General features: G+C 43.9%; 18 protein-coding genes and 4 tRNA genes. 8 read left to right on the top strand and 14 right to left on the bottom strand.

What is annotated here, in order from left to right:
• Window positions 1–74: 74 nt before the first annotated feature.
• The 4 genes from KO533_RS07405 to KO533_RS07390 form a co-directional block, all read right to left on the bottom strand.
• Window positions 75–150: transfer RNA gene (locus tag KO533_RS07405), tRNA-Thr, on the bottom strand.
• Between the two features lie 44 nt (window positions 151–194).
• Window positions 195–270 (bottom strand) — tRNA-Phe (locus KO533_RS07400).
• A gap of 703 nt (window positions 271–973) precedes the next feature.
• Window positions 974–1,049 (bottom strand) — tRNA-Thr (locus KO533_RS07395).
• A gap of 33 nt (window positions 1,050–1,082) precedes the next feature.
• Window positions 1,083–1,158, bottom strand: a tRNA-Phe gene (locus KO533_RS07390).
• A gap of 389 nt (window positions 1,159–1,547) precedes the next feature.
• Between KO533_RS07390 and KO533_RS07385 the strand changes: the two genes are divergently transcribed.
• Window positions 1,548–2,099, top strand: a complete 552-nt coding sequence (locus tag KO533_RS07385; RefSeq protein ID WP_219253479.1) for a cytochrome b — start codon at window positions 1,548–1,550, stop codon at window positions 2,097–2,099.
• Between the two features lie 4 nt (window positions 2,100–2,103).
• The gene (locus KO533_RS07380; RefSeq protein WP_028761297.1) at window positions 2,104–2,679 is read left to right on the top strand and encodes a YceI family protein; all 576 of its coding nucleotides are present in this window, start codon (window positions 2,104–2,106) and stop codon (window positions 2,677–2,679) included.
• Between the two features lie 86 nt (window positions 2,680–2,765).
• On the opposite strand, the gene KO533_RS07375 is transcribed toward KO533_RS07380, so the two are convergent.
• Both KO533_RS07375 and mutY read right to left on the bottom strand, forming a co-directional pair.
• The gene (locus tag KO533_RS07375) at window positions 2,766–3,044 is read right to left on the bottom strand and encodes an oxidative damage protection protein (RefSeq protein ID WP_011788659.1); all 279 of its coding nucleotides are present in this window, start codon (window positions 3,042–3,044) and stop codon (window positions 2,766–2,768) included.
• 2 nt (window positions 3,045–3,046) lie between these two features.
• Window positions 3,047–4,138, bottom strand: coding sequence for an A/G-specific adenine glycosylase (gene mutY / locus KO533_RS07370; RefSeq protein WP_173243627.1), 1,092 nt, complete (start codon window positions 4,136–4,138; stop codon window positions 3,047–3,049).
• Window positions 4,139–4,338: 200 nt separating this feature from the next.
• Here mutY and trmB point away from each other — a divergent pair, with 200 nt between their 5' ends.
• From trmB to KO533_RS07345, 5 genes are all read left to right on the top strand, one after another.
• The gene (gene trmB, locus KO533_RS07365; protein WP_173497616.1) at window positions 4,339–5,055 is read left to right on the top strand and encodes a tRNA (guanosine(46)-N7)-methyltransferase TrmB; all 717 of its coding nucleotides are present in this window, start codon (window positions 4,339–4,341) and stop codon (window positions 5,053–5,055) included.
• Window positions 5,056–5,103: 48 nt separating this feature from the next.
• Window positions 5,104–5,430 (top strand): YggL family protein, encoded by a 327-nt coding sequence (locus KO533_RS07360; RefSeq protein WP_028761293.1) that lies wholly within the window; start codon window positions 5,104–5,106, stop codon window positions 5,428–5,430.
• Window positions 5,430–6,344 carry a glutaminase B gene (gene glsB / locus KO533_RS07355; protein ID WP_113939414.1) on the top strand — a complete coding sequence of 305 codons (915 nt, stop codon included), beginning with the start codon at window positions 5,430–5,432 and terminating at the stop codon, window positions 6,342–6,344. The genes KO533_RS07360 and glsB overlap by 1 nt, the downstream gene beginning before the upstream one ends.
• Window positions 6,345–6,527: 183 nt before the next feature.
• Window positions 6,528–7,349 (top strand): YggN family protein, encoded by an 822-nt coding sequence (locus KO533_RS07350; RefSeq protein ID WP_219233935.1) that lies wholly within the window; start codon window positions 6,528–6,530, stop codon window positions 7,347–7,349.
• 439 nt (window positions 7,350–7,788) lie between these two features.
• Complete coding sequence (locus KO533_RS07345; RefSeq protein ID WP_006082526.1) at window positions 7,789–8,730, top strand: LysR family transcriptional regulator; 942 nt, start codon at window positions 7,789–7,791, stop codon at window positions 8,728–8,730.
• A 674-nt stretch (window positions 8,731–9,404) separates the two neighbouring features.
• Here the strand turns inward: KO533_RS07345 and KO533_RS07340 are convergent.
• The 8 genes from KO533_RS07340 to KO533_RS07305 all read right to left on the bottom strand — a co-directional run bounded on the left by KO533_RS07340 (window position 9,405) and on the right by KO533_RS07305 (window position 16,517).
• Window positions 9,405–11,255, bottom strand: a complete 1,851-nt coding sequence (locus KO533_RS07340; RefSeq protein WP_219253478.1) for a DUF885 domain-containing protein — start codon at window positions 11,253–11,255, stop codon at window positions 9,405–9,407.
• A 152-nt stretch (window positions 11,256–11,407) separates the two neighbouring features.
• Window positions 11,408–12,574, bottom strand: coding sequence for a radical SAM family heme chaperone HemW (gene hemW / locus KO533_RS07335; protein ID WP_219253477.1), 1,167 nt, complete (start codon window positions 12,572–12,574; stop codon window positions 11,408–11,410).
• Window positions 12,574–13,191 carry an RdgB/HAM1 family non-canonical purine NTP pyrophosphatase gene (rdgB, locus tag KO533_RS07330; RefSeq protein ID WP_028761288.1) on the bottom strand — a complete coding sequence of 206 codons (618 nt, stop codon included), beginning with the start codon at window positions 13,189–13,191 and terminating at the stop codon, window positions 12,574–12,576. The genes hemW and rdgB overlap by 1 nt, the downstream gene beginning before the upstream one ends.
• Before the next feature lie 122 nt (window positions 13,192–13,313).
• Window positions 13,314–13,748, bottom strand: coding sequence for a DUF4426 domain-containing protein (locus KO533_RS07325; RefSeq protein ID WP_105251872.1), 435 nt, complete (start codon window positions 13,746–13,748; stop codon window positions 13,314–13,316).
• A 135-nt stretch (window positions 13,749–13,883) separates the two neighbouring features.
• Entirely contained in the window at window positions 13,884–14,189 is a 306-nt protein-coding gene (gene yggU / locus KO533_RS07320) for a DUF167 family protein YggU (RefSeq protein WP_219253476.1), read from the bottom strand.
• Window positions 14,189–14,737: a YggT family protein gene (locus KO533_RS07315; RefSeq protein ID WP_105251874.1), complete on the bottom strand. Its 549-nt coding sequence runs from the start codon at window positions 14,735–14,737 to the stop codon at window positions 14,189–14,191. The genes yggU and KO533_RS07315 overlap by 1 nt, the downstream gene beginning before the upstream one ends.
• A 46-nt stretch (window positions 14,738–14,783) precedes the next feature.
• The gene (proC, locus tag KO533_RS07310; protein ID WP_219253474.1) at window positions 14,784–15,602 is read right to left on the bottom strand and encodes a pyrroline-5-carboxylate reductase; all 819 of its coding nucleotides are present in this window, start codon (window positions 15,600–15,602) and stop codon (window positions 14,784–14,786) included.
• 216 nt (window positions 15,603–15,818) lie between these two features.
• Entirely contained in the window at window positions 15,819–16,517 is a 699-nt protein-coding gene (locus KO533_RS07305; RefSeq protein WP_219253472.1) for a YggS family pyridoxal phosphate-dependent enzyme, read from the bottom strand.
• Between the two features lie 35 nt (window positions 16,518–16,552).
• Here KO533_RS07305 and KO533_RS07300 point away from each other — a divergent pair, with 35 nt between their 5' ends.
• Complete coding sequence (locus KO533_RS07300) at window positions 16,553–17,590, top strand: type IV pilus twitching motility protein PilT (protein WP_006082517.1); 1,038 nt, start codon at window positions 16,553–16,555, stop codon at window positions 17,588–17,590.
• The last annotated feature ends 5 nt before the right edge of the window (window positions 17,591–17,595 follow it).

The following is a 17,595-nucleotide window of genomic DNA, read 5'->3' as shown; positions in this document are numbered from 1 at the left end:
AGTTGCGCTTTGTACTGAACACTTCAAATTTCAGATACAAAAAAGCCACTCATTGAGTGGCTTCATTGTTTATATGGTGCCGGCACCAAGAGTCGAACTCGGGACCTACTGATTACAAGTCAGTTGCTCTACCAACTGAGCTATGCCGGCGTAAAACATTGTAATAAACCCAATCGAATTCATTACCTTAAAAGTGGTGCCCGAACCCGGAATCGAACCAGGGACACGAGGATTTTCAATCCTCTGCTCTACCGACTGAGCTATTCGGGCAACTAACTAAGCGTTAGTTAACTACTTCAAACTCAGTCTTAAAGACCTTGTTCGTTCGAAGTGCGCGTATAATATAGTGCTCGCTTTAGCTGTGCAAGCCCTTTTTAAGTGACTGATTAACTATTAAACAAAATGCGCTTATTTATTTGATTCTTTCGTTTTACCCTTATTTTACCGCTGAAAGTTTCAGCACTTTAACGCCAGTAGGTGTTCCTTTTGGCTGTTTATCCTAACTTCCTCATTCATTTATCTTCTATTTTGGAGGAAAAATTAAGGTTTAAGCTCATCTGTTGCAAGCAAGGGGCTGTGGGCGCAGTGGGTATTGTTGAGCTTTGATTGATGGCTGGCTGATATTTATGGGGTGTAACTAAGCGGAGCAACTAAGAGTAAGCGAGTGGCTTGTTTATTGATATGGTGCTGGTATCAAGAGTCAAACACGAGGCCAACTGTTCTGTTGTTATCGAGGGTAAATCAGTTGCGGTTCATTACTGACATCTTGTGTTTTTATTCAAATTTCAGATACAAAAAAGCCACTCATTGAGTGGCTTCGTTGCTTGATATGGTGCCGGCACCAAGAGTCGAACTCGGGACCTACTGGTATTATCAAGAGTAAGTCAGTTGCGATTGACCACAGACTTTGTGAGTTTTTATTCAAATTTCAGATACAAAAAAACCACTCATTGAGTGGTTTCATTGTTTTATATGGTGCCGGCACCAAGAGTCGAACTCGGGACCTACTGATTACAAGTCAGTTGCTCTACCAACTGAGCTATGCCGGCTAAATCTTTACTGCAATTTTTACTACAGAATAATGGTGCCCGAACCCGGAATCGAACCAGGGACACGAGGATTTTCAATCCTCTGCTCTACCGACTGAGCTATTCGGGCAACTAAACTAAGTGTTAGTTAACTACTTTGAACTCGTTGGCTAAGCCGTATCGTTCGAAGTGGGGCTATATTATCTAGGGTGTTTGACCTCTGCAAGTGCTTTTTCCTGATAAATCACTCGTTCGGCTGTTTAATGCACATCTTGGGTGTTTTTTATCTCTTATTCTGTGAATTCAGTTCAATTTCATTCGTTGGCTGTATTTTTCAAGTCAGAGGGATACTGATGTTTACTATAGCTTTGTGCTCACAGATCATGATTTTTGGCTTACTTTCTAAAATTTAGAAAGATATAAGCGATTTTTACTGATTTTAGTTTTTAAATTTAGATTTATGATAATGAATATTATTTCATGGATAGCATGAAGACAACGCGAGTACGGAGTCGCAGTATGTTTCGAAATAGTCAGTTTGCTTATGGAATTACCGCCATTGTGACCCATTGGTTGAGTGCGTTCGTCGTGATTGGGTTATTTGCAGTCGGTGTGTGGATGGTGGAGTTAACCTACTACAGTACTTGGTACAAGACTGCGCCGCATCTACATAAAAGTATTGGGATTCTGTTATTGGCTGCGACAATATTTCGTTTGGTATGGCGCTTAGTTAATCCCAAGCCTGTACCTGAGGCGAGTCATAAACCGTGGGAAAAGACGGCCGCACATTTGGCGCATTTTATTATTTATATCTTGCTCTTTGTCATCATGACTGCTGGCATTTTAATCTCAACCGCAGATGGCCGTGGTATCTGGGTGTTTGATTGGTTTGAACTACCAGGATTGGGACTTTTGTTTGAAAACCAAGCTGATATCGCGGGTGATATTCACCAGTATGCGGCTTACTGCTTGATCGCGCTGGTCGTTATTCACGCGGCGGGCGCATTAAAACATCACTTTATCGATAAAGACACTACCCTACTTAGAATGATTAAATTTAAACGAGGATAATACAATGAAAAAGCAACTGTTAAGCGCACTGATTGGTGTATCTCTATTGGCTCCTGTGGCGGCTTCAGCTGCTGACTATGTGATTGATCATGAAGGCGCTCACGCTTCTATTACATTTAAAGTGAATCACTTAGGTTATAGCTATGTGGTGGGGCGTTTTAATGATTTTAGCGGCGATTTTAGCTACGATGCGGCTAAACCAACTGCGATGAAAGTGAATGTCACAGTGAATACATTAAGTGTCGATTCAAACCATGCTGAGCGTGACAAACATATTCGCGGTGAAGATTTCCTTAATACTGGCAAATTCGCTAAAGCGACCTTTGCATCTACTTCGGTGGAAGATAAAGGAAATGGCGATTTAGTGATTAACGGTAACTTAACTTTAAATGGTGTGACTAAACCATTAGCGATCAAGGCCCATGCTGTGGGTGAAGGTCAGGATCCTTGGGGTGGCTACCGTGCCGGTTTTACGGGCACAACCACCTTTGCGATGAAAGATTTCGGTATCAAGATGGATTTAGGTCCAGCATCTAGCCATGTTGAGTTAGATCTAGTGGTTGAAGGCGTGCGTAAGTAACTCTTTATTCTGCCATTAGATAAACAAAAAGCGCCGAAAGGCGCTTTTTTGTAAGCTTTATACTTAGGGCCGACTAACGACCAGAATTAATCTTGGTCTTTTTCTGGTACAAAACCTTCAATTTCAACATCTTTACCTTCAAATAGGAAAGAGGTCATTTGTTCTTCAAGAAATTTACGATCATCAACATTCATCATGTTGAGTTTTTTCTCGTTGATCAGCATGGTTTGCTTTTTTTGCCATAGGCCCCAAGCTTCTTTGCTGATGTTATCAAAAATGCGCTTACCTAAATCACCTGGATACAGTTGAAAGTCTAGGCCGTCGGCTTCTTTATTTAAATATACGCAATTGACTGTACGCGCCATGATTATTCCTTACTGACTGCGGATTGAACGAGTGATCCCAAATTGGCTAGCACGCGCTCGGTGGCGGCGGCGAGTCCCACTTTGGAAGGATGACTTATGTTATACCAGAGAGACTGGTTTTGTTCCATGACAGCGCCCACGCTCTCTTTATTGCCGAGGGCTTTATCTAGATTAAGCATCATGGGCTGAATATCTAAATGAAAGTGGCTAAATGTGTGCCTAAAGCCAGTTAACCATTCGAGTTGCTGCGCATCAAACCCTTGCTCTTCAAGATGAGTTTCAAGGGCGGCTTGGGTAGCGAATTCAGGGAAACACCAGAGTCCGCCCCAAATTCCCGCTGGCGGACGTTTAGCTAAAAAGACTTGGTTGTCTTGCATCATCACTAACATCCACGCCGCTTTGGTTGGTATGGTTTTTTTAGGTTTTTTGCCAGGGAAATCGGTTTGTCTGCCAATCAGTTGAGCTTTGCAATCAATCGCTACAGGGCAAGCGGCACAGTTAGGTTTGCTACGAGTGCAAATACTGGCGCCGATATCCATCATGGCTTGATTATATTTCTGAATATCTTGCTGCGGTGTGAAGGCATCCGTCAGTTGCCAAAGTTGCTCTTCAACCGTCTTTTGCCCTGGCCAACCTGCGATTGCCCCATGTCTTGCTAATACACGTTTTACGTTGCCATCGAGAATGGGGTGATGTTGCCCAAGTGACAATGACAATACTGCGCCTGCCGTCGAGCGGCCGATGCCAGGTAGGGCGAGCACTTGTTCAAAATGTGTTGGAAATAATCCCTGATAATCATCGCGGATTATTTTGGCTGCTTTATGCAGATTACGCGCCCTAGCGTAATAGCCAAGACCGGTCCAATGATGTAATACCTCATCGTCTGGCGCGTTAGCAAGTGCTAACACATCGGGGAAACGCGCCATAAATTTAAGATAATAGGGAATAACAGTCGCAACCTGAGTTTGTTGCAGCATAATTTCAGAAACCCATACGCGATATGGGGTTTTATCTTGCTGCCAAGGGAGGGTTTTACGACCGTGATTGTCGTACCAAGAGACGATACGTGTAGCGAAGGAGGCTGTAGATTTCATCGGCGCAGTGTAGCGGCAGTTATCTTCTTAGACAAGCGTCAAAGATAAGTTGGCAAGGGATCTAAAGCTAAAAATCGCTGCTAAATTCGCACTCTTAAATAATCTTGGTATACTTTCGCCCCATTAGTGCTTGCACTGTATGTTGAACTTTGGATAATGCCCTTCTTTTATGATGGTGTTGTCCACTAGACGAGGCAAAAATGAGCGAAGTCACTACCGCTGAATTTAATGAAGAAGGCAAGTATCTGCGCAAGATCAGAAGCTTTGTCCTGAGAGAAGGTCGCTTAACCAAAGGCCAAGCACACGCTATTGAAAGCCAGTGGCCAACAATGGGTTTAGATTACAGCCCAGTGCCATTGGTACTAAGCGACGTTTTTGGTCGTGAAGCTGATACTGTGCTGGAAATAGGCTTTGGCATGGGCGCCTCTTTAGTACAAATGGCTAAAGATGCACCAGAGCAAAATTTCATTGGTATTGAAGTACATAAACCGGGTGTAGGCTCTTGCCTCAGTGATGCCGCCATTGCTGGTGTGACTAATTTACGTGTGTATCATCACGATGCCATGGAAGTATTAGAACATGCGATTGCTGACGGTTCATTAGCCCGAGTGCAATTGTTCTTCCCAGATCCTTGGCATAAAAAACGTCACCATAAACGCCGCATCGTACAAGCTGAATTTGCCGAACTTATTCGTCGCAAGCTAAAAATTGGCGGTGTGTTCCATATGGCCACTGACTGGGAAGAGTACAGCGAGCATATGTTAGAGGTGATGCAAGCCGCACTGGGTTATCAAAACCAGTCGGCCGATGGCAGTGTTGTGCCGCGTCCTGATCATCGTCCATTGACAAAGTTTGAAGCCCGCGGCCATAGACTGGGTCACGGTGTATGGGATCTGATGTTTGAGCGTATCGCTTAATCACGAACTCAATTTTAGCTAATTTTAAACACAAAAGGGAAAATCACTATGGCAACTAATCGTAGCCGTCGTTTACGTAAGAAAATGCGCGTTGATGAATTCCAAGAGTTAGGTTTCGATATGGCTTGGACTTTTGATGCATCAGTATCTGAAGCCGATATCGATGCAACTGTAGATAAATTCATCGATGAAGTGATCGAAACCCGTAAATTAGGTTTCCATGGCGGCGGCCACATCGAATGGGAAGGCATTATCGCCACTCAAACGATTGGGAAATGTACCGAAGAAGATATTGCTGCAGTTAAGGCATTCTGGGCGACCCAAAAAGTGTCTCAGGTTGAAGTTAGCGAACTGTACGACATTTGGTGGGGTTAATGCCCGAGTTGGCATTACTTGAGGAAGTGGTCGAGAAAGTTCGACCCTTGCTCGGCCAAGGAAAGGTTGCAAATTATATCCCCGCACTGGCCAGCGTTGATGCTGGCAAATTAGGCATTGCCGTCACGACTGTTGACGGTGAAACTTTAGGTGCGGGCGATTACCTTGAGCCGTTTTCGATTCAAAGTATCTCCAAAGTTTTCAGCTTAACCTTAGCGTTAACTTTATATGAAGAAGCCGAAATCTGGAGCCGTGTTGGCAAAGAACCTTCGGGTCATTCATTCAACTCTTTAGTACAAGTCGAGTTAGAACGTGGCAAGCCGCGCAACCCATTTATCAATGCTGGCGCGTTAGTGATTGCTGACTTATTGCAGAGTCGTTTAGGCGCACCTAAACACAGAATGCTTGAGTTAGTCAGGCAACTAAGCCAAAACGATAAAGTGTGTTTCGATAAACAAGTAGCAGATTCAGAATATCAGCATAGTGCGCGCAATGCGGCTATCGCTTATTTGATGAAGTCATTTGGTAATTTTCAAGGTGATGTTGATACTGTGTTACGCACCTATTTTCATTATTGCGCCTTGAAGATGAATTGTGCTGACTTGTCTAAGGCCATGTTGTATTTGGCTAATCGCGGCAAAAGTATCACAGGGACTGAGCTTATTTCTCAAGTGCAAACTCGGCAACTTAACGCTCTGTTGGCAACCTCGGGCTTATATGATGGTGCTGGTGAGTTTGCTTATCGTGTTGGTATGCCAGGTAAAAGTGGCGTCGGCGGCGGTATTATTGCCGTGATCCCTGGAGAACTGTCGATTTGTGTATGGTCGCCAGAACTCGATAATAATGGCAACTCACTTGCGGGCACTGCGATGCTTGAGCATCTCAGTCAGCGTCTCGGTCGTTCTATTTTCTAGTCTTATCTCTCGTTTTTTATTAGCACTATCAGACTAAATGTTAGCGAATTTCGCTAATGACCTTTTAGTGCTAAATTTCAAAATCCAACATAATCATATTGTTATAAAGTTGGCACATCTCCTGCTATAAGCTATTCAGTAGTTTAGGTTTATCGAATTATTCAGATTAAAGGACGAACAAAAATGAAATTAAATAAGTTATTAACTGGATTTGCATTATCTGGCGTGATTTTAGGAACATCTAGCGTACAGCTGGCGCAAGCACAAACAGAGCCAAAAATAGATGAACGCTGTGAAGTCGCCTTAAATTATGACGTTATGGTTGAGCCTAAAAAATTAGTCATGAGCGAGAAGGGCACAGAAAAGTATCGTATCGAAGTTGACAAGTTATTTGTGGAAGGTAAGCAAGTTAACTTAACCGACAAGCAGAAAAAATTGGTTACTCAATATGCCGATGAAGTTTCGACTCAAGTGCCAGAAGTGATTGAACTGGTGAATGAGGCAGTATCTCTTGCTTCCAAAGCGGTTGGTATGGCCTTAACACCTTTAATGGGTGATGCCGCTGGTGCAAAATTTGATGAAATGATGGCTGGCGTTCAAAAACGGGTTGATTCAGTGGCTTATAAGAATGGTGATAGCTTCTATTTAGGGGCGACTGAAGACTCGATGCAAAGTACATTTAACGATGAATTCGAGCAGGAAATGGAACAAATTGTCCAGAATTCAATTGGCGCAATTATGATGAACTTAGGTGGCCAAATCATGTCTGGTGGCGGTGAGAATTTTGAAGCCAAGATGGATACCTTCTCCAAAAAAATGGACAATTTAGGCCAAGATATTGAGCAACAAGTTGAGAGCCAATCTAAGGGATTAGAAGCTAAGGCTGACCGTTTGTGCGACCGATTTGAAAATTTGTTAGTGCTTGAAAATCAATTGCGCCAAGAAGTGCCAGAACTAGCACCTTATGTGTTGACACAAAACTCAACCAAGGAACTGCGTGAATAGTTCTTGTAAATAGTTCTTGCGAATCGCCCTTAGTTTTAACTGCAATAACTTCTATCTCCTTGTGCATGAGTCAAACTTGAATGCTACGTCCCTAGTCAATTTATCGACTAGGGGCTTTTTTATTGGCTACGGTTTAATCGTGGTGACAACCGTTATGGCTAAGTTGATGTGGCTTATAGGCTAGGCTTGCAGCGATTTAGTTCGGAATGTTACAGTCTAGAGACGAATATTTGGTATACTCTTAAAATATAATTAAAAGCTGGCATATCAGTCAGATATAACCCCCTACTTTAGTGGACTTTTTCGGTCTAAATCTCTGCGTTATATCATTTTGATGCGAGATATCAATGCTATGGTTATTTTTAAGCGATGATTACGCTAACCATAGCTGCTCACCGAAAGTTAATATCATTGTCGTAAACAGCTTAAGGCGACTTCCATGTTAGAACTGTTAGAACCTATTGCGATTTTTACTCATGTGGCCAGAGCAGGTAGTTTTAGTGCCGCCGCAAGAAGGCTTGGGATCTCTAAGTCTAAGGTCAGTACACAAGTCGCCGATCTTGAACATAGACTTGGTGTTCAATTAATTCAACGTACCACCCGCAGCTTAAGTCTGACTGAAGCAGGGCATTTGCTGTATCTGCAAGGTGAAGAACTGCTGCGTGACGCTGAACAAGCGATAGCCAGCGTGCATAACTTAAATGATGCGACCCGCGGCGTGCTCAAGGTGGGTATTTCCCAATCCTTTGGGGTGATGCATATCATTCCTGCGTTGCCATCTTTTATGGCAAAACATCCTGAGCTTGAGCTACAAGTGAGCTTACTGGACCATAAAGTGGATGTCGTGAGCGAAGGCTTAGACTTACTGTTAACTATGTCTGAGCAATTACCGCTTGGCATGGTTGCTAGACCGCTGATGAAGTGCCAATTCCTGTTAGTTGCTTCGCCTGGCTATATTGCTCAACATGGCGAGCCAACTCGACCTGAGCAGCTAGTTGACCACAACTGTTTGGTCTATCAAGGAGAGTGGCACGAGCACAGCATGTGGCAATTTAAGAAGGGTGATGACTACTGTGAAATTGGCGTATCGGGTAATTTCAGGGTGGATAATGCGCCTGCATTAAAATCTGCTGCAATCAGTGGTCTTGGGGTTGTGTATCTTGCGAGTTATCTGATGGAAGATGAGATTGCCAAGGGGACATTAGTGCCTTTACTGAAGGATTGGCAATTGACCCACCATCTGCCATTGCAGGCGGTTTATCCCCGTCGTAAGCACTTAGCACCTAAGGTCAGTTCTTTTATCGAATTCATCAAAGATCACATAGGAACGCCGCCGTATTGGGATGCACCCTATGTCGAATTATTCAGTAAACGTCAGTAAAATAGGAAACATTGTTCTCAAAAGCAGCCTTATGTGATTTCAAATTAACCAAGCACTTTTATGGCTATTTAAAATCAATACTTTAGATTGAGTTGGTGAGTACATTTGCTGATGGTTTTTTAGGGTGTTCTAAAGCACTTTTTTATAACATCCTTGAACTCTGTTCTTAATTGAATACAATGGTAACAGTTGATTCGGAATGATCTGAGTCCTATACGTTTATTGGAAATGACCCCTTTCAATTTTTGTATACAGGTCGGCGTTAATGCAGTTTTGGATCACAGCCAACAGAAGTTTGAGAACTAAAACAATGTTGGCTCTTTAAACCATCATCCTAGTTTTTGGTTTACCTCAGCCTTATCGCTGAGGTAATTTTTTTATTGATGGTTTGCAGCCTTGAACACAAGTTTTGTCTCCCTGTACCCTAAAGTCGCAACTGTGTGTTAAATGATGTGAAGGCGAGTGCTAAAGCATATATTAATGCAACAAATATAGTGACCCACAGTGAGAAGGGTTCTGTTATCTAACTGGATAATGGTACCAATAAAAAAGCCACTTTCGAGTGGCTTTTTTATTGGGCGTAGCTTAAGACTTTCATCGATGTCGCTTTAGTCGTGAAGCAGGTTAACAATGCTTCACGACTAGAGGCATTAAGGCATTAAAACATCAGGGTATTAGGCCTTCTTCTTGCTGGCTATCCAGAGATCGACTTGTTGCTCTAACACGTCCAGTGGCAATGCGCCGTTAGCAAGTACTAGCGTATGGAAGTCGCGGATATCAAATTGACTGCCAAGCTGTTGCTCTGCTTTATGTCTTAGCTCTAGTAGTTTAATCATACCTACTTTATAGGCTGTCGCTTGCGATGGCATAACGATATGACGTTCAACCATTTTCACCGCATCCGATTTAGCATTGGGCGTATTATCTACGTAATAGGCAATGCCTTGCTCGCGGGTCCACTTTTTAGCGTGGATACCAGTATCTACGACTAAGCGACATGCACGCCATAGCTCCATTGCTAGACGACCAAAGTCAGAATAGGGATCGGCGTAGAGTCCCATTTCTTTCGGGAAAGATTCGCTATATAAACCCCAGCCCTCGATATACGCGGTATAACCACCAAACTTGCGGAATTTAGGAATATTTTGAAGTTCTTGGGAAATGGCGATCTGCATGTGATGACCCGGAATACCTTCGTGATAGGCCAGTGCCTCCATTTGGTATTTCGGCATGGCTTTCATGTCATATAGGTTTGCATAGTAGCTACCTGGACGAGAACCATCCGGCGCTGGTTGTTCATAGAAGGCTTTACCCGCGGATTTTTCCCTAAAGGCTTCAACCTGTTTCACTACCATGGCGGCCTTAGGTTTTACTTTGAACACTTCATCCAAGCGCGACTTCATATTGTCGATGAACTTAGTCGCCTCAGCTAAATAGGCGGCTTTGCCTTCGGCGGTATTGGGGTAGTAGAACTGGGGATCATCACGCATAAAGCTAAAGAATTGCTGCAAATCGCCTTTAAAATTGACCTTCTTCATGATGGCACGCATGTCATTGTGAATACGTTCCACCTCAGAAAGACCTAAGTCATGGATTTGATCGGCGCTCATGTTTGTCGTGGTCGTTCGTGCCAAGGCATTATTGTAATAGGCGGGGCCGTTAGGGAGTTTCCACGCACCATCGCGGTCATCAGCTTTGGCTGCTAAGGTTTTGACGTAACTGATGAGCTTGTTATAGGCGGGTTCAACTTGAGTAACGAGTGCTTGCTCAGCCTGTTTAAGCAGTGCTTGCTTCTCTGTCTCTTGAATCGCTAATGGGTTCACTTTACGGCGAAAATCTGCGAGTAGCGCACTATCGTCGCCCTTATCAAAAGGCGCACCTTTGATAATGTTTTGGCTGTCTGAAATCACATAAGCGAATACAAACTTAGGCGCGATAATGCCTTTATCTGCGCGAACGGCTAATACTGTCTGTAATTGACTTAAGCGTTTGGGCACGCCATTCAAGCGGCTGATATAGGCCTTGGCATCGCTGACATCTGTGATTTGATGTTGGTTAATTAAGAAGGAGGCGATCATAGAGTGGCCACCATACATCTGATTCACAGGGTAATTATGATAGCGCCATTGGTCATCTTCGATATCATTTTGCAGATTTTGCTTCAGTAACGTGAGGCTAAGATGAGTTTGTGGATCGAGTTTGGTCGCATCAATCTGATTGACCCGCGCCAGTTGTTTTTTTGTGCGATCTAGGGTTTTATCATCTGCGGCATCACCTAGTTCATCCCATTTATCATAGTCTTGCTTGATCCCCATATAGGTCTGCGAAATGGGACTCGCCATAATGTTTTCCATGAAGATGGTTTCGTACAGGGCATTGGCTTTTTCTGATTCGGTTTGCGCTACTGCATTTACAGGTTCGCTTGTACTGTGTAAGGCTGGCGCAGTTGATGCTGCATACGCGGGAATGGTCAGCAGAGCTGAAAGGGTCAGTGCGACTAAGCTGATTTTAGTTTTTATTGGCATGATCAGGCTTCCTAGATTGATTTGCATCAATACTAAAGAAGCGGAACAAGAATGTATGGATATTAGTGTTAGAAAATGTGTTAGCAGTAATAGTATTAAACTGCACTATTGAAAGCTAACACATTATTTATAGAGCTATTTTAACGGCAGGCTTAGCAGAATTGTGTCAGTAAATCATTAACAAACATATGACCTTTACTGGTTAATTGCCAATGTTCAGCGGATTCTGTGAGTAAACCGCGTAGTTTGGCTTTTTCCATTCCTTCGGTCAATGTGTCTCTGTGTTGTCCTGTGCGCAGTTCAAATTCTTGTTTAGGAATAGGTGTCATCAGACGCAGGCGATTCATTAAATATTCGAGCGCGCGGTCTTCCTCTACAACTTCAATCCATTCGAAGGTGTAGTTGTGGGCACTTAGATATCCCTTGGGATGTTTAATTTTTACCGTGCGTATGATGCGGTTTTCTTCTGGCAGCGTCACTTTGCCGTGGGCGCCACAGCCTATGCCTAGATAATCCCCAAACTGCCAGTAGTTGAGATTGTGCCTACATTGGTAACCAGGTTTTGCATAGGCGGATATTTCGTACTGCTCATACCCTAATGCGGCCAACTTTTGTTGACCTTGCTCATAGATATGCCAGAGCGCTTCGTCATCGGGCAGCTGCGGCGGTTTTGAGTGGAATAGGGTGTTGGGCTCAATCGTTAACTGATACCAAGATAGATGGGGCGGATTCAGCGCCGCTGCCGTGTCGATATCAGCCATGGCTTCAGCAAAACTTTGGTTCGGTAATCCATGCATTAAATCGAGGTTAAAACTCAAGTATCCCGCTTGGCTGGCTTTTTGAGCGGCGACTTGTGCCTCGTTTTGATCGTGAATACGTCCGAGTAAGTTGAGTTTATCCTTAGAAAAGCTCTGCACCCCGATAGATAAACGAGTGACGCCCGCTGCACGATAGGCACTAAAGTCATCGTGTTCTAAAGTGCCAGGATTGGCTTCCATAGTGATTTCGATATTGTCACTAAAGGGAATTAGCGCATTGGCACCATCGAGTATGCGTTTGATTTGTTTAGCATCGAATAATGATGGCGTGCCGCCACCGATAAAAATGGTATGAATTTGCCGCCCTTGGACGAGATGTAAATCTTGGCGTAAGTCTTCCAATAGCGCATCAACATAAGCCTCTTGTGGCAGTTCGCCATTTTGGCCATGGGAATTAAAGTCACAATAGGGACACTTTTGTACGCACCAGGGAATATGGATATACAGACTGAGTGGTGGCAGTTCGAGCTTCATTGCAGTAGTCACGGCAGTTGACGACATTATTGTGCATTCCCGCCTGTTAATACGCCTTGGGCTTGCATGGCGGCGATGAGTTGCACTAGAGCTTTACCACGATGACTTAAGGCATTTTTCTCGTTGCTGCTCAGCTCTGCCGCGCTACATTGATAATTTTCAGGGATAAAAATCGGATCGTAACCATGGCCATTGGCGCCGCGTTGGCTAAAGTCGATTTGGCCTTCCCATGAGGCTTGGCAAATAATCGGGGTAGGGTCTTTCGCATGGCGCATATATACCAGTACGCATTGGAATCTTGCCCCGCGAGGTGCTGGCTGGTCTTTTAACGTCTCAAGTAGTTTCAATACGTTGTCTTGATCTTTGGCATTTTCGCCTGCGTAACGTGCTGAATAAATGCCTGGAGCGCCTTGGAGTAAATCCACTTCTAAACCCGAATCATCGGCAATGGCCGCAAGTCCGGTGATTTCGGCGGCATGCCTTGCTTTGATAATGGCATTCTCTACAAAAGTGGTACCCGTTTCTGCTACTTCGCTGACATTAAACTGGCTCTGCGGCAGTACAGTGACACGGTAGCTTGCGAGCATTTGATCGAATTCGGCGAGTTTGCCTTTATTACCGCTGGCGAGGACGATTTGTTGCATGGAATACCTATCATAAATGGGACGACGTGCGTTGGCACTATGATACCCAAGCTCAATAGTAAAGGACAGGGAAAGGGGTTGGCGCTACAGGAAAGCAACGCCAACAAAGGTATAAAATAGGTTTATTCAACGTAGAATTTTTGCTTGAACTGTAAGTTCGTGTTCAGTTGATTGCCATATTTAATTGCGATATTGAAGTTGATTTCCTGATCATCGCGGTAGGGCACTTCGGCAATGTAATAAATCGCATCACCTTCGCGGATCTCTTTAAACGTTAGATTGATTCGCGCATCTAACAAATTATTAGCAACTCCAGTAATTTCAACGGGTACTGCGGGCTTATTCGCTTCGCTAATATCTAATACGGCAATATTGATGATGCCAGTGTAGTTACTGCGCTTAATGCCATAGGATTTGGCTATGCTAGGCGTTAAAAATGTACTGCCAAGTGCCATGTAATGAATATCAAAATTGCCGACAGTTTCTTTTTGCTCGGCATTTGCAACACCGCAAAGGCTGGCCGTGAGGGCTAATACAGCGAGAAGATTACGGAACATGATGGGATACCTCATATTAGGGAATGTTGGATTATAGGGCCGCTGTGACTATTTTTTTCAATAAATTAATAGTATTCAAAGGATTAATTCGTTTTCAGTTGTACGATTCTTTAACTGATTGATCTTTCAACTGAATTACCTTTCACTATCTTGCCCCATCAGTTCAGTAATGACACTTGGGATGATCTTAGGGTCAATAATGCGGATTTGTTTATGTCGGCCAAGTTCACCTTTTACTATGTGAATATCGCTCTTTGGCACTTTAAAAGCTTTTGCTAAGTACTTGCTTAAATGGGCATTCGCTTTGCCATCTATCGGGGGCGCAGTGATGGCTACTTTTAGCTCATCACCGTGCAACCCTACAATTTGATCGCGGCTGGCCTTAGGCTGAATGTAGAGATTGAGCAGCAAGTCACCTTGCTGCAAAGTCACTGCACTCATTAGATCACTGCCCAATAAGGGATATATTGAGCAAGTAACATATTGAGGAAATTCATACCAATAATGACCAGCATTACGGATAAATCTAAACCACCAATTGGCGGTATGATACGACGTATTGGTGCTAATACGGGTTCAGTTAACTGACCCATGATCATTACAATTGGATTATAGCCTTGGTTAAACCAGCTTAAGATTGCGCGTATTAATAGCATCCAAAATAGCAGTACCCCTGCTTTTTTGACCACAGATACAACGGCAAACAGCAAAAATAACAGTATGTCTATGCCACCGCCCGCAATGAGGCTAATTAGTAGCAGCTTGGCTATCACAACCAATAATGCGAGGACGAAAGATGCGGTATCAAATCGCCCTAAGGAAGGCAAAATACGGCGCATTGGTGCGATGAGCGGGTGAGTTGCTTTAACAATAAATTGGCTAAAAGGATTGTAAAAATCAGCCCTTGCCAGTTGTAACCAAATCCGCAAAATCACCACCATCAAATAGAGATCGAATAGAGTGGTGATTAAAAAGGTAAATGCATTCATCGAGATTTCTACCTATTAAAGTTCGATATAAAAACGTGTTAGTGGATCAAAATGTTTTAGCCATTTCTTCTGCACGATTAATACAGTTTTCCATGGCTTTTTTTACTAAGCCGCGCATATCCGCAGCTTCAAATGTCGCCAGCGCCTGTGCGGTGGTGCCGCCCTTTGAAGTAACATTCTCCCTTAAATTACCTAAAGTCAGTTGTGGGTTTTGCTTTGCCATCATAGCAGCGCCAAGCGCAGCTTGCTGCACTAAACTTCTGGCTTTTGTTTCATCCATTCCCATTTCTTTGCCTGCATCTATCATAGACTCCATTAGCAAAAAGAAATAAGCCGGTGAACTGCCCGATAGTGCAATCACTTGATCTAAATCTGACTCTTCATTTACCCACACTATTTCGCCGCCGCTTGACATCAAACGATCGCAAATGGCTTTCTGCTCGGTAGTAATGCTTTGAGGCGCATAGAGGCCAGTCATACCAACACTAATTTGCATCGGCGTATTTGGCATGGCGCGGATAAGCTTGATGTCTTGTGCCAGATAGTCGGTATATCGCTTTGCTTTAATGCCCGCAGCGATAGTGATGACTAACTTATTCGACAGCTCGACTGTCTGTAATGCTTCACAAACTTGTTGCATCAATTGTGGCTTTACCGAAAGTACTATGACATCGGCAGCTTGTGCCGCGGCTAAATTATCCTGAGAAACCAAAATCCCAAAATCGGCTTTTAGTGCATCGAGTTTACCTTGGCTGGGATTAGTCGCTTGGATGAGTTGAGCTGGATAGCCGCTATTGACTAAGCCACTGATGATGCTGCGCGTCATATTGCCGGCACCGATAAAGCAGATTTTCTGTTGATCCATTTGATTCTCTTCAGTGTGTTAACCGTTAACTTGTAACATCTTCACCTTAAATTAAGATGATAAAACGGTTAGTCATTTGAATGACTGAGCCTGATTATCGACTCTCGCTAATTGCTCTTAAATCGTTAATGTTCGGTGTACTTAAATACAGTATTTGGGCATAAAGTGCTAAAAACAAGGTTAAACTGACCTCTAACTAAATGCCTAAAGTGGATTTTACACTGCGTAATTGCGCTCACCAAAAATGGCACTGCCAATACGCACCATAGTTGAACCGCAGCTAATCGCTGTATCTAGGTCATTACTCATCCCCATTGAAAGCGTATCTACAGCGGGATAATGCGATTTAAGTTCTTGAAATAGATTGTTTAACATGGAAAACTCTTTAAGCTGTAACTCTGTATCCGCGGTTGCCGTTGGAATTGCCATCAGGCCCCTCAGTGCTAAGTTAGGTAGCTGAGCTATCAGTTCGGCCAGTGGCAGCATTTGAGCCGCATCTATGCCAGATTTTGTGTCTTCAGCACTGATATTAATTTGAATACAGACGTTTAATGGCGCCAATTCGGCCGGACGTTGCTCATTGAGACGTAGGGCAATTTTGTCGCGTGAGAGGGTATGCATCCAATCGAAATGCTGGGCGACTATGCTGGTTTTATTGGATTGAAGTGGGCCGATAAAATGCCATTCTATGTCCGGGAAATCCCCCTTGAGCGCAGTAATTTTTTCAGCGCCTTCTTGGACATAGTTTTCGCCAAAGCAACGCTGACCCGCTTGGTAGGCTGCTATAATGTCTTTAATAGGTTTAGTCTTGCTGACGGCAAGTAAGCGAATATTGCTGGGGTGGCGGGCACATTTTTGCGCTGCTTGTGTGATCCTGCGCTGTGCGATTGCGAGTCTGTCTGCTATTGTTGTCATGATGTAATTATCTAGTTGCAAGGATATCCCAAACGATGGAAATCACTGAGTTATTGGCATTTAGTGTAAAACACAAAGCCTCGGATCTACACCTTTCTGCAGGGATATCTCCCATGATCCGTGTTGACGGTGAAGTGAGAAAAATTAACCTGCCCGCGCTCGATCATCAAGGTGTACACAGCTTAGTGTACGACATAATGAATGATAAGCAGCGCAAGGACTACGAAGAACATTTAGAAATCGATTTCTCGTTCGAAGTCCCTAATCTTGCACGCTTTCGTGTTAACGCATTCAATCAATCCCGTGGTGCAGCGGCTGTGTTTCGTACCATTCCAAGTGACATTTTGTCACTTGAGCAATTGGGTGCGCCGGAAATTTTTAAAAAAATTGCCAGTTTCCCTCGCGGATTGGTGCTAGTGACTGGACCTACGGGGTCGGGTAAGAGTACCACACTTGCCGCCATGGTGGATTACGTGAATGAAAATCGACATGATCATATCTTAACCATTGAAGATCCTATCGAATTCGTTCACCAAAATAAGCAATGTTTGATTAACCAACGTGAAGTTCACCGCCATACCCACAGCTTTAATGCGGCGCTTAGAAGCGCACTGCGTGAAGACCCAGACGTGATTTTAGTCGGTGAGATGCGTGACCTTGAGACCATCCGTTTGGCTATGACCGCCGCTGAAACAGGCCACTTAGTGTTTGGTACCTTGCATACTACTTCTGCCGCGAAAACGATTGACCGTGTGGTCGACGTATTCCCCGCCGGTGAAAAAGATATGGTGCGCACTATGTTGTCTGAATCGCTGCAAGCGGTTATTTCGCAAACCCTGATTAAAAAGGTGGGAGGAGGCCGTGTCGCCGCCCATGAAATCATGATGGGCACGCCCGCTATCCGCAACTTAATTCGTGAAGACAAAGTGGCGCAGATGTATTCGGCAATTCAAACAGGTATGGCCCATGGAATGCAGACCTTAGAGCAATGTTTACAGAACTTAGTCAATCGCGGTCTTATCACTCGTGAAGATGCAATGGCGAAAAGTTCGAATAAACAAGCGACATTTTAAGGATT

The sequence above is a fragment of the Shewanella sp. NKUCC05_KAH genome, assembly GCF_019345585.1.
Classification (GTDB): domain Bacteria; phylum Pseudomonadota; class Gammaproteobacteria; order Enterobacterales; family Shewanellaceae; genus Shewanella; species Shewanella oncorhynchi.
Note: the sequence above shows the minus strand (reverse complement) of the source record. Positions and strands in the feature narration are given on the sequence as shown.